General features: G+C 61.7%; 12 protein-coding genes and 1 pseudogene. 6 read left to right on the plus strand and 7 right to left on the minus strand.

Annotation, left to right across the window (positions count from 1 at the left end; translation table 11 throughout):
- Nucleotides 1-15: 15 nt before the first annotated feature.
- From NE851_RS04690 to NE851_RS04705, 4 genes are read right to left on the minus strand one after another with little or no spacing between them, the layout of a single operon-like run.
- Nucleotides 16-1,725 carry a dipeptide ABC transporter ATP-binding protein gene (locus NE851_RS04690; RefSeq protein ID WP_097543972.1) on the minus strand — a complete coding sequence of 570 codons (1,710 nt, stop codon included), beginning with the start codon at nucleotides 1,723-1,725 and terminating at the stop codon, nucleotides 16-18.
- Nucleotides 1,722-2,573, minus strand: coding sequence for an ABC transporter permease (locus tag NE851_RS04695; RefSeq protein ID WP_047613200.1), 852 nt, complete (start codon nucleotides 2,571-2,573; stop codon nucleotides 1,722-1,724). Before NE851_RS04695 ends, NE851_RS04690 begins: the two co-directional genes overlap by 4 nt.
- Nucleotides 2,570-3,508 (minus strand): ABC transporter permease, encoded by a 939-nt coding sequence (locus NE851_RS04700; RefSeq protein WP_047613202.1) that lies wholly within the window; start codon nucleotides 3,506-3,508, stop codon nucleotides 2,570-2,572. Before NE851_RS04700 ends, NE851_RS04695 begins: the two co-directional genes overlap by 4 nt.
- Nucleotides 3,509-3,559: 51 nt before the next feature.
- Nucleotides 3,560-4,450, minus strand: a complete 891-nt coding sequence (locus NE851_RS04705; protein WP_097543971.1) for a proline iminopeptidase-family hydrolase — start codon at nucleotides 4,448-4,450, stop codon at nucleotides 3,560-3,562.
- Nucleotides 4,451-4,578: 128 nt separating this feature from the next.
- On the opposite strand from NE851_RS04705, the gene NE851_RS04710 reads away from it, so the two are divergent.
- From NE851_RS04710 to NE851_RS04725, 4 genes are all read left to right on the plus strand, one after another.
- Entirely contained in the window at nucleotides 4,579-5,376 is a 798-nt protein-coding gene (locus NE851_RS04710; RefSeq protein ID WP_047613206.1) for a helix-turn-helix transcriptional regulator, read from the plus strand.
- A gap of 64 nt (nucleotides 5,377-5,440) precedes the next feature.
- The gene (locus NE851_RS04715) at nucleotides 5,441-6,343 is read left to right on the plus strand and encodes a proline iminopeptidase-family hydrolase (RefSeq protein WP_097544072.1); all 903 of its coding nucleotides are present in this window, start codon (nucleotides 5,441-5,443) and stop codon (nucleotides 6,341-6,343) included.
- A gap of 82 nt (nucleotides 6,344-6,425) precedes the next feature.
- Nucleotides 6,426-7,283: a helix-turn-helix transcriptional regulator gene (locus NE851_RS04720; protein ID WP_097544071.1), complete on the plus strand. Its 858-nt coding sequence runs from the start codon at nucleotides 6,426-6,428 to the stop codon at nucleotides 7,281-7,283.
- Between the two features lie 101 nt (nucleotides 7,284-7,384).
- Nucleotides 7,385-8,323, plus strand: coding sequence for an NAD(P)H-binding protein (locus NE851_RS04725; protein WP_063476160.1), 939 nt, complete (start codon nucleotides 7,385-7,387; stop codon nucleotides 8,321-8,323).
- Between the two features lie 16 nt (nucleotides 8,324-8,339).
- On the opposite strand, the gene NE851_RS04730 is transcribed toward NE851_RS04725, so the two are convergent.
- Together NE851_RS04730 and NE851_RS04735 are read right to left on the minus strand one after the other, a co-directional pair.
- On the minus strand, nucleotides 8,340-9,248 hold the full coding sequence (locus tag NE851_RS04730) for an acetamidase/formamidase family protein (protein WP_254955476.1): 909 nt from the start codon (nucleotides 9,246-9,248) through the stop codon (nucleotides 8,340-8,342).
- A 161-nt stretch (nucleotides 9,249-9,409) separates the two neighbouring features.
- Nucleotides 9,410-10,027, minus strand: coding sequence for an outer membrane protein (locus NE851_RS04735; protein WP_047613209.1), 618 nt, complete (start codon nucleotides 10,025-10,027; stop codon nucleotides 9,410-9,412).
- Nucleotides 10,028-10,430: 403 nt separating this feature from the next.
- Between NE851_RS04735 and NE851_RS04740 the strand changes: the two are divergent.
- Nucleotides 10,431-11,120: pseudogene (locus NE851_RS04740) on the plus strand (protein-L-isoaspartate(D-aspartate) O-methyltransferase); the annotation flags it as partial.
- Nucleotides 11,121-11,153: 33 nt separating this feature from the next.
- Nucleotides 11,154-11,393, plus strand: coding sequence for a YetF domain-containing protein (locus NE851_RS35265; protein WP_409527200.1), 240 nt, complete (start codon nucleotides 11,154-11,156; stop codon nucleotides 11,391-11,393).
- 35 nt (nucleotides 11,394-11,428) lie between these two features.
- On the opposite strand, the gene NE851_RS04745 is transcribed toward NE851_RS35265, so the two are convergent.
- Nucleotides 11,429-12,193, minus strand: a complete 765-nt coding sequence (locus tag NE851_RS04745) for a FadR/GntR family transcriptional regulator (RefSeq protein WP_047613211.1) — start codon at nucleotides 12,191-12,193, stop codon at nucleotides 11,429-11,431.
- Nucleotides 12,194-12,227 lie beyond the last annotated feature (34 nt).

The raw sequence follows: 12,227 nt of genomic DNA on the forward strand, positions 1-12,227 counted from the left end.
TCGTTCCCTTCGTTGTTATGGCATGCGTTTGATGGGCTGGATCGGTATCGATTGCGGATCGTCCTTGCCACCGGCGCCTTGCAGCAGCGGTTTGTCAGGATCGATGTCGGGAATGGCGGCGATCAGCGCCGCCGTATAAGGATGCTTCGGCCGCGCGAACACCTCTTCGGAACGGCCTTCCTCAACGATCTCGCCGCGATACATCACAACCACGCGTTCGCAGAGATTGCGGACGATCGCGAGATCGTGGGCGATAAACATCAGCGTGAGGTTCATCTTCGCCGTGAGCTCGCGAAAGAGCTCGATGATCTGCGCCTGGATGGTAACGTCGAGGGCGGCGACGCACTCGTCGGCGATGATCAGTTTCGGGTCGACGGCCAGCGCGCGGGCGATGCCGGCGCGTTGGCACTGGCCACCGCTCATGCTGCGCGGCTTGCGGCCGGCAAATTCGCGTTCGAGGCCGACGAGGTCGAGCAGAGCATTGATCCGCGCCGGGATATCGGCTTTGGCGACCTTGCCCTGCACCTTCAGGACCTCGGCCAGCATCTGCCCGATGGTCAGGCGCGGATTGAGCGCGTTATAGGGGTCCTGGAAGACCATCGCCGTCTCGCGTCTCAGCTTTGCGAGGCCCGCGCTCTTCTGCAGCGCCAGATCGACGCCGTCGAAAGTGACGTGGCCTGAGGAAAGCGGTGTGAGGCCGAGCACGGCGCGGGCAAGCGTGCTCTTGCCGCTGCCGGATTCGCCGACGATGCCGACCGTCTCGCCCGGCATGATCTGCAGGCTGACGCCGGCAACGGCGCTCACCGTCTTGGCGCCGCCCTTAAGCAGGGCGCCACCGGCTCTGAAACGTACGTGGAGATCATCGATTTCGAGCAAGGGCCTCGCCGGCTGGCCGGCCTCGGCAATTTCGGGCAGCGGCGCCGCTGTCTCGCCCGGCAGGGAAGGGTGGCTGTTGATCAGGTTGATCGTATAGGGATGCTGCGGCCGCGCCAGGATCGTCCGCTTCGGCCCCTCTTCGAGCAGTTTGCCGCCGCGCAGCACGGCGATGCGGTCGCAGGTCTGGGCGACGATGCCGAGATCGTGGGTGATCAGAATAATCGACAGGCCGCGCCGGTCGCGAATGTCGATCAACAACCGCAGGATCTGCGCCTGGATGGTCACGTCGAGCGCCGTCGTCGGCTCGTCGGCGATCAGTATCTTCGGATTGCAGGACAGCGCCACGCCGATCATCGCCCGCTGCCGCATGCCGCCGGAAAATTCATGCGGATAGCTGTCGTACTGGCGCGCGGGATCGGGGAAGCCGACCTGCGCCAGGATGTCCGTCGCTGCGGCGCGGGCCTCGCGGGCGCCGAGGCCCTGATGATAGCGGATGCCTTCGGCGATCTGATCGCCGATCCGCATCACCGGGTCGAGATGGCTGGTCGGGTTCTGGAAGATCATGCCGATCTCGCCGCCGCGCACTTTCAGCATCTCGCCATCATCGACCCGCATGAGGTCGCGCCCTTCGAGCAGCACGCTGCCGCTCTCGATCTTCAGCAGCGAAGAGGGCAGCAGGCGCACCAGGGAGCGGCAGAACAGGCTCTTGCCCGAGCCGCTTTCGCCGACGAGACCGAGGATCTCGCCTTTGCCGAGATCGAGCGAGACGGCATCGAGCAGCGTGCGCGGGCCGGAATCGACATGCGCCCTGACGGTAAGATCACGGACGGAGAGTACGGAGCCGCTCATTCGTGCACCCCCAACAGCTCGCCGAGCGCATCGCCCAGCATGCTGAAGCCGAAGGCGAGACAGACGATGGAAAGGCCGGGAAACAGCGTGATCCACCAGGCCGTGGTGATGAAACTCTGTCCTTCCGCGACCATGACGCCCCATTCGGCGATCGGCGGCTGGACGCCGAGGCCGAGATAGCTGACGGCGGCGCCGCTAAGCAGCACCAGCGTCGCATCCGACATCGAAAAGACGATCGAGCCGGCGATCGCGTTCGGCAGCAGATGGCGAAACATGATGCGCGTGCGGCTGAAGCCGAGGCTGACGGCGGCGACGGCATAGTCGCTGCTTTTCAGCACCAGCATCTGCGCCCGGATCAGCCGCGCATAGGAGACCCAGCCGACCAGCGCCATGGCGATATAGAAGCTGCCGAGGCCAGGGCCGAGAATTGCGATGATCGACAGCATCAGCACCAGGAAGGGGAAGGCAAGAATGATATCGACAAGACGCATGAACAGCGCATCGACGATCCCACCGAAGAAGCCGGCAATCGTGCCGACCGTCGTGCCGATCAGGAAGGGAAAAATGACGCCGATCAGCGCCATCTGCAGGTCGAGGCGCGCGCCCCAGATAACGCGAGAGAGGATATCGCGGCCGAAATTGTCGGTGCCGAAGGGATGCAACAGCGAGGGCGCCTGCAGCCGCACATCGGCATTCTGCATGATCGGATCGTAGGGTGCGACAATGGGCGCGCCGATCGCCAGCAGGACGAAGAACAACAGCAGGCCGGCACCGACGGCAAGCATCAGCCGCCGGCCGAAGAACCGGCGCCAGCCGAGAGATGCGGGAGCAATCGCCTCGATGCTCATAGCTTCACCCTCGGATCGACGGCGACGGTGACGATGTCGGCGATGAAGTTGATGAGCACGGTGGCGCAGGCAAAGACCATGGCGACACCCTGGACCACCATATAGTCGCGCGAGAAGATCGCCCTGACGAGCAGCTGTCCCATGCCGGGCAGCGCAAAGACGCTCTCGACCACCACCGTGCCGCCGATCAGCCAGCCGATGTTGACGGCAAGCAGGTTGATCGTCGGTACCAACGAATTCGGCAGCACATGTCGCCAGAAGACGATGCCTTCGGGCATGCCACGGGCGCGCGCCGCCGTCGCGACATCCGATTTCAGCTGCTCGATCATCGCCGCCCGCAGGCTGCGCGTCAGCACGGTCGAAAGCGACAGCGCCACCGTCAGGCTCGGCAGCACGAGATGCGACAGCTTTTCGCCAATCGTCGCGCCGTAGCCCGAAACCGGCAGCACGCCGAGTTCGACGCTGAAGAGGATGATCAGCATCAGTCCCAGCCAGAAGGGCGGAAAGCCGATGCCGAAGGTCGAGACGATGCGCACCGCATGGTCCGGCGCCCGGCCGGCATTGCGCGCAGCGATCGCCGCCATCGGCACCGCGATCAGCACCGACAGCACGACGCTCGCGGCGACGAGCGCAAGCGTCGGCTCGATGCGGGTAACGATCAGCTTCAGCACGTCGATCTTGTAGAGGATCGACTTGCCCATCTCGCCATTGGCGAGGTTCTTGAGGAAATAGACATATTGCAGCCACATCGGCTGATCGAGGCCGTATTGGGCGCGGATGCTGGCAAGGGCCGCCGGCGTGGCGCGCGTGCCGAGGATGTTGCGCGCCGGGTCTCCGGGGATCAGCCGGACCAGAATGAAAGTGATGATGCTGATGCCGAAAATGACGGGCAGGAACTGCAGCGGTCGCGTCAGAACGAATTTATAGCGATGCATGACGGCGATCGCCTCTCTGTTTTCGTCGGCTTCGCTCCGCTTTGTGCTGCATCAGTGTGCCTCGTGCCGGGCGAGAAAATCGAGAAGCGCCGGATAATAATCCTGCGGGTTCTCATAGAACGGCATATGGCTGGCATTGGCAAATACCTTCAGCTCGGCATTCGGCAGCGCAAGCTTCATCCTGAGCGCACAGGCCGGCGTCAACTCGTCATGCTCTCCCGTCGTGATGAGCACCGGCAGCGTCAGCCGCGGCAGATCGGGGATGCGGTTCCAGTCCTTGAGGTTGCCGATATAGAGAAACTCGTTCGGTCCCTGCATCGTCTCGTAGGGCGCCATGTTCCAATCGTCGAGCGAGCGGCGCACCGGCGCTGGCCATTCCGGCAGACGGCAGACGTGGCGGTAGTTGAGGATGGTGACGGCGGCGAGATATTCCGGATGATTGTAGGTGCCCTGCGCCTCGTGTTTCTGCATCATCGATACGGTTTCGGGACCGAGTGCTGCACGCAGCCGTTCCAGCTCCGAGATCAGATGCGGCATGTCGGCGACGGTATCCTCGAGAATCAGCGTCTTCAGGTTCTGAGCGTAAGTCAGCGCATATTCGATCGCCAGCCACCCGCCCCAGGAATGGCCGAGCATGTGGACCTTACCGAGCCCCAGCGCCTTGCGCACCGTTTCCGTCTCCTCGACATAACGGCCGATTGTCCAGAGCGAGAGATCGTCCGGCCGGTCGGAAGCGCCGGTGCCGAGCTGATCGAAAGCGACGACACGATAGCCCTTGTCGACGAGACAGGAATGCGCCTCGCGCAGGTAATCGCAGGGCAGACCCGGCCCGCCGTTCAGGCAGAAAACCGTCTCACTGCCGGCTCCGAAACTGTAAGCAACGATGCGATAACCATCGACATCGATCTCGAATCGCTCGTCCGGCTGTATTTCACGCCACATTGATCGCTCCGGCAGAAGGTTTCACTTGCTCAATATTTGGGCGTGGTTATTTTTTTATCGTAAATCGCGTTCCGTGCCAGCTATAAGAAGTGATAGGGTAGGGCGCCACGTCGAAACTGGAGCAGCCCGTGCTTGACGATATCGGAACGATCAGAGCGCAGTTCACAGCGCATGAAACGCTGGACGGCCGGATCGATCAGGCCTTCGAGGCGATGAAGCAGATCGGCTTCGAGGCGCTGATCTACGACTACACGCCGGTGCCCTACGATCTCGACGGCGCGATCATGATACCGTCGCTGCTGAAGCTCAGGAACATTTCCGACGACATGCACGACTACTGGTTCAATCAGGGCTATTTCCGTATCGATCCGGTGCAACAGGTGGCGCTGCGCACCTCCGCACCCTTCTTCTGGAACTACGACCCGGACGCCGACACGCTGATCAGGGGTTTCATCAACGAGGACACGGCGCCGGTGACGCGCTATTTGAGCGAACGCGACATGTCGACCGGCGTCACCGTCCCGGTCCATATGCCACGCGGCGACTATGCGACGGTCACCGGCATCCGCTTCGGCGGTAACGACGAGTTCGAACGGCACGCCCTGCGTTATATCGCCGACTTCAACCTGCTGGCCCACGTCTTCCATGAGAGCGCCTATACGCTTTTCGACACGCGGGCGAAAAGCGTCGGCACGATCCGGCTGACCGAGCGGGAACGCGAATGCCTGCGCCATTCGGCGGAAGGTTATTCCGCCAAGGAAATTTCCCGCATCATCGATCGTTCCGTGCCGACCGTCGTCATGCATCTGAACGCCGCGGCCAAGAAACTCGGCGCCCGCAACCGCACCCAGGCCGTGGTGCGCGCCACCCATTACCGCCTGCTCGAAGACCGGCCGACTCATCATTGGCCACCCTATAACTTGTGATAGCTGCCTTCACCGTTGCCGCCGCGTTATGCTTTTTTCATACGGCCAAGAGATGGAGACGCCCGTGGGCGAAGTCACGACCAAAGAAGCCTATTTGCCCTTTCGCGACTATCGCACCTGGTATCGCGTCACCGGTTCGCTTGTCAGTGGCAAGCTGCCGCTCGTCGTCGCCCATGGCGGACCCGGCTGCACCCATGATTATGTCGATTCCTTCAAGGATATCGCCGCTCTCGACGGCCGCCCGGTCATCCATTACGACCAGCTCGGCAATGGCAATTCCACCCGCCTTCCGGAAAAGGGTCCGGATTTCTGGACGGTCGGCCTGTTCCTCGAAGAACTGGATGCGCTGCTTTCCCATCTCGGCATTCAGGATCGTTATGCCTTTCTCGGCCAGTCCTGGGGCGGCATGCTCGGCGCCGAACATGCGGTGCGCCGGCCTGAAGGCCTGAAGGCGCTTGTTATCGCCAATTCGCCGGCCAACATGCACACCTGGGTTTCGGAGGCGAACCGGCTAAGGCAGGAACTGCCACAGGAGGTGCAGGACACGCTGCTGAAGCATGAGCTGGCGGGAAGCCTCGCCGATCCGGACTATATCGCCGCCTCGCGCGTCTTCTATGACCGCCATGTCTGCCGCGTGGTGCCGTGGCCGCCTGAAGTGGCGCGCACCTTCGCGATCATGGACGAGGACAATACCGTCTACCGCAACATGAACGGCCCGACCGAGTTTCACGTCATCGGCACGATGAAGGACTGGACGATCGAAACCAGGCTCGACCGCATCGAGGCCCCGACGCTGCTGATCTCGGGAAAATACGACGAGGCGACACCCCTGGTGGTAAGGCCCTATCTCGAACACGTTCCCGGCTGCGAATGGGTGCTCTTCGAAAATTCCAGCCATATGCCGCATGTCGAGGAAAAGCAGCTTTGCCTGACGACCGTTTCCACTTTCCTGTCACGGCACGATTGAGAACTCACCCAATCCGCTTCTTGCCGCGGAAATGACGCTTGGGATAGTCTCCGTCCCATTCGAAAGCGAATGGGACGGACCAATGAACGATCATCCGCAAGCAGGAAGCGCGACCATCCTTGCAACGAGCAGGGGGCGTGGCTGGCGCGGCTTGGAGGCCGAGCTGCTGCGCATTCCGCCCGGCCGCACCCATATTGCAGGGACACCCTATCATCGCCTCGGAATCCACGTCGGCCGACCTGTGCGAGCGCAATGCCGCTGTGACGGGCGGGAGCATCGCCGGCTGCAGAAGCATGGCGATATCGATGTGGTGCCAGCCGGCCTGGATGGCTTCTGGGAGGACGACGGCGAATGCATGATCCTGCGGCTGAAGATCAACAAGGATCTCTTCAATCAGGCTGCCATCGACCTCGGACGCGATCCCGCGGAAGCGATGGCGCCGAAATTTCAGCTCCGCGATCAGCGGCTCGAGGCAATCGCCTGGGCCTTGAAAGCGGAGCTCGAAGCGGACGAGCCGTCCGACCATCTCTATGCCGATACGCTGGCAACAGCCTTGGCGCTCCGTCTGGTCGAGGCCGGCAGCGGCAGTTCTCGCCCGGCGGATGCCGGTAGAGCGCTCTCGCCCCGGCAGAAGCGGATACTTACCGACTACATCGAGGACAATCTCGACGCGCTGCTTTCGCTTGCCGAACTTGCCGGTCTTGCCGGACTCAGCCTCTCGCACCTGAAGACGCAATTTCGAAATAGTTTCGGCATACCGCCGCATCAATATGTGATGCAACGCCGGGTCTCGCGCGCCGAGGCATTGATTCGGACCTCCGGCCTGCCGCTGAGCCAGATCGCGCTGGCGGCAGGCTTTGCGCATCAAAGCCATATGGCAAACAGCATGAAGCGGCTGCTCGGCATCAGCCCAGGCACCATCGCCCGCTTGGTCAATTGACGAAAAATGGCCGATCCTGCAACGGATCGGCCGAATGCGCAGGCCAGATCCACGACATCAAGGCATCCTCTTTCGATAGCGAACAAGCGAAGGAGAGAACCATGTTTGTCATCTTCGGCGCCACCGGCAAGGTCGGCAAGGCAACGATAACAAAGCTTTCGGCCGAGGGCGCACCCGTCAGGGCGGTGCTCCGTGATCCCGGCAAGGCTGCACCATTTGCAGCACTCGGATGCGAGATCGCCATTGCCGAGATTGGCGATGCCGATGCCATGGCCGGCGCGATGAGGAATGCGACGGCCGTCCAGCTCATCTGCCCAATCAATCCGCATGCTGCCGATGCCAGACGCCAGATGCTGCGATCAATCGAGCGGATGGCGGACGCGATCGACGCCGCCAGGCCGCCGCGCGTCCTGGCGATCTCGGATTACGGCGCACATCTGACGATCGATACCGGCATTACCAGCCTGTTCCGTGCGATGGAGGAACGGTTCCGGCAATGCGCTACCGAGATGGTCTTTCTGCGCTCGGCCGAACATATGGAAAACTGGGCACGCTACCTGAAGATCGCTGGCGAGACCGGCATAATGCCGAGCATGCACCAGCCGCTATCGCGGCCTTTCCCGACAGTCTCCGCCGCCGATATTGGCGGTATGGCAGCCGACCTTCTGCTGGCCGGCGAGGAACATGGACATTCGCCGCGTATCGTCCATGGCGAGGGGCCGCGCGAATACACGGCGCTCGAGATCGCTGCGGCCTTGGGGCGGTTAATGACCCGGAGCGTCGTCGCACGCGAACTGCCGCGTGCCGATTGGCCGGCAACGCTGACGCGCGCAGGACTTTCGCACAATTACGCCGATCTGATCGTCAGGCTCGCCGATGTGCACAATAGAGGCCTGATCGGAGTGGAAGCCGGCGTCGGCGAAATCCGCCGCGGCCGCACGGACCTTTCCGCTGCTTTTGAACTGTTTCTTCCCAATGCTCCGCGGGCTGAGGTAGTCGATCATGTCAGGCGTGGAGAGGAGTCCAACCAGGGATGGTAGGTTCCGATGATCTCTATCAGCCGACCAGCCATTTCTTGGCGACACGGCAGGCCATCGTATAGGCCGGATCGAAGACATTGCCGACATCGTAACGCACCACCTGGCCGAGCAGATGGCTGGCCGCCGTCCTGTCCAGGCCATAGTCCGATGCCAGCCAGGCCAGCATTTCGCTGGTCGCATGCTGGAGCGCCTGATCGAGGGGCCGGGCGTTGCCGATGGTGAAGATGTCGTCGGCGGTTTCCCCGCGCGGCCAGACCAGGCCGGCTTTCTTCTCCACCGTCAGCCGCACCGTGACTTCGAACGTCGTCTCGACGCCGGTTCCGACGATCTCGCCATCCCCCTGTACGGCATGGCAGTCGCCCAAAAAGAACAAGGCGCCGGGCGCCGCTACCGGGAAGCGGACCGTGGTGCCCGGGCCGAACAGCCGATAATCCATGTTGCCGCCATATTCGCCGCTGGTCGCAGTCGATATCGCCTGGCCGAGGCTGGGCGCCACGCCGAAACAGCCGATCATCGGGGCGAGAGGCAGAACGAAATTTTCGAGGCCGGAGACGGGCTCGGAAAGCCGGACGGTCAAGGCCTCGCGGTCGATGGCCCAGATGGCGACATCGCGCGGCGGCAGGTCGCGAACCGCCTCGGGATCGACGACATTGGCCGCGACGACGCTGCCGGTAAAACCCGTATCCCTGGTCGGGGTCATGCTGATGATCTCGACTCGCAACGCATCTCCGGGCTCAGCCCCTTCGACGAAGATCGGGCCGTTCATCGGATTGCCGCCAGATGCCTGCTTGATGCCAGCCTTGTCATGCCCGGCGGCATCAAGCGTCTCGGTAATGACGGTATCGCCGTCGGCGATATGCAGGGCCGGCTGAAGAGAGCCGATGACATTGTGAAAGCTTGTCGGAATGAAGCGGTGCGTGGTCATGAGAATACAGCTCTCGCTCGTTTCGAATATCAGGAGCCTGCGGCTGGACTGCCCGGCGGAGAGAGTTCGAGACTAGATCAGAGATTGCCTGCAATGCCAATATTCGCACACCAGGAGATGATCACGCCTCAACCGATGTCGAGGCGTAATCGGATCGACGTTCAGAATTTGAAGCTGGTGCCGACCGTGACCTTTTGCTGATTGACCTCGAAATCGCCAAGCGCCGAGCCGAAATCCTTGCGTCCGAAGTCGTCATAACGATATTCGGCGCGCATCACTATATTGTCGGTCAGGGCATGTTCCACGCCGCCGCCGGCTGTCCAGCCGATCAGAATGTCGTCCTTCTTGCCAACGCCGGGCACGTCGACTTCTCCACCGGCCGCGGCCAAACCTCCGGTTCCGTAGATCAGCGTACGGTCCAAGGCATATCCCACGCGCCCGCGCGCCGAGCCGTCCCATTTGAGGGAAACGTCGCTCCCGTCCTTCCAGTTGTAGTTGAAGTCATTCTCGATACCGAAGACGAAGGGACCGTGCTGGAAATTATATCCACCATAGATACCCGTCGAACCTCCATCCAGATCCTGCTCGGAACCGTTGAGATAGCTCGCATGTGTCGAGGTGTATCCGCCTTGAAGCCCGAGATAAAATCCCGACCAGTCGAAGGCCGACTGGGTCTGTGCCTGCTGGATGTAAGCGGGATCTTGAACCACGGCATCGGCGGCAAAAGCCGGCACGGCCGAGAAAGCCACGGCGGCCAGCGTGATTATCTTTGTGTACATTAAAGTGCCTCGTCATTTCGATGATTGGAAAGGGCGTCAGCAAACCGGCAAGTCGGCTGGGAGCGATGCATTATGCTGCGGTTCGGTGTTGCGGTTTGCGCTTTATTGTTGCGATATGTTGTGACGGGGAGCGTCTTGGAACGCGGGGCGGTCGCGCGCGATTTAATACAAGCTATTGTAATTTAAAATATATTTTAGTTCCATAACATGCATTATGCAACTTTTTCATGTAGCGGGGTGGGTTCAAGGATGAAGTGCGACCCATCGGGTGTCGCTTCACCCGCGCCCTCGCCGCTTGCCAAAATCTGCTCCGCGCAGGAACTCCCTCGTCGCCCATTTGTTTTACAGTCTGCACCACCCGGACGTTTGCCCAAGGTGCAATCGGCGACAGTGGAGCTGATCCGTGGACATGACGCGCATCCGAGAACGCATGGTGGAGCACCAGGTGTCAGGTCGTGGTATTCGCGATCAAAACGTCACCAGGGCAATGCGCCTGGTGCCGCGCGAAAAATTCGTCGCTCCAGGCTTCGAGGAATTCGCCTATGAGGATGCGCCGCTGTCGATTGGCGAGGGCCAGACAATTTCGCAGCCGTTCATCGTGGCTCTCATGCTCGAAAAGGCCGATCTGGATGCCGGCGACAAAGTGCTCGAGGTCGGAACGGGCTCCGGATACGCTTCAGCCCTCATCAGCCGGATAGCAGGCCACGTCTATTCCATCGAGCGCCATGAAAGCCTGGCGCTTCAGGCCAAGGAACGGTTCGAGAAGCTGGAATACGACAACATTGACGTTCGCGTCGGCGATGGCAGCAAGGGCTGGGCGGAAGCCGCTCCGTTCGATGCCATTATCGTTTCTGCGAGCGCACCCGAGGTGCCAAGCGCCTTGAAAGAACAGTTGACCCTCGGAGGGCGGCTGATCATTCCGGTCGGACGTAGTGAAGCGCAGCGCCTGAAACGCCTCACCCGTACCGGGGCCAACGCCTTCGAGGAAGAGGATCTCGGCGGGGTGCGCTTCGTTCCCTTGATCGGCGAAGGCGCCTGGACTGCGACCCATCCGATGTACACAGCAACGGCGTCATCACCGGGAACTTTTGCGTCCGCGCTGACACTCTTTACGACCGACATCGGCCTGTCCTACGTCAAGAGGTGGTGGCCTCGCGCAGCTCATATCATCGATGGCGTTCCGACCGTTCTGGTGACGGATGGCGTCTACGACGAACGCGCGCTCAAAGGAGCCCGGCTGCAGAAGGAAGATGTCATGCAGGCAGCGCGAAGCCAGGAAGGTATCGAGAGCGTGACGGAGATAAAATCTGCCATCCTCGAAGTGAGCGGCAACATCAGCATCATCAAGAAGCAGAAATCCGGCTGACTCATTTCGAGCGGATAGCCGCCTGGGAATGCGCTTCAGAAGGACAGGTCAAGCACCCTGCCCTCGAACAGGCGGTCCCGGGAGCCTTCGAGATGCGCCTTCATCAGCCTCTGCGCATCGTCAGGCCGGCCATCGGCGATCGCCTTGTAGATGGCGTTGTGCTCTTCATAGACCTGTTCCAGCCCCTGGCGCGGGCCGAGCAGGGAGAGGCCGTGGAGATGCATGCCGACGGCGATATGGGCCTTCAGCGCATCGATCGAGGCCGTGTAATAATGATTGTTGGCGGCTTCGGTGACGGCACGATGGAACATGAAATCGGCGTCGGTGCGGTGAAGCTGATGGCTGGTCGCTTCACGCAGATCCGCAAGCGCGCTGGCGATCTTCTGGATCGCCTGCTCATTGCGGCGCTTGGCAGCGAAATAGGCGGCCGCCGGCTCGATCGTCAGGCGGAATTCGTAACAGCGCTGAATATCGGCGATCGTCTTGACTGGCGAATAGGCAAGCTGCGTCGTCGGCGATCCATGCGCGCTGACGAAAGTGCCGGCGCCCTGCCGGGCATAGACCATGCCCTGATCACGCAGGCGCGCCAGCGCATCGCGGACGATCGGCCGCGACACACCCAGCATCGAGGCAAGCTCATGCTCGCCGGGAAGGCGTGAATCCGGCGGATAGTTTCCGCCGCGGATACGCTCGAGCAACTGGTCGAAGACGCGATCGACCAACTTGACGGCCTTGCCGCGTTCCGGCTTGCCCGGCGGGCCGGCTTCCGCGTTCAAAGATTCGCCATTCACTTCAGCCACGTCATTCTCCCCGGCGGTATCTTACTAGAGCATG

The sequence above is a fragment of the Rhizobium anhuiense bv. trifolii genome, from assembly GCF_024346605.1.
In the GTDB taxonomy this organism is placed as follows: domain Bacteria; phylum Pseudomonadota; class Alphaproteobacteria; order Rhizobiales; family Rhizobiaceae; genus Rhizobium; species Rhizobium anhuiense.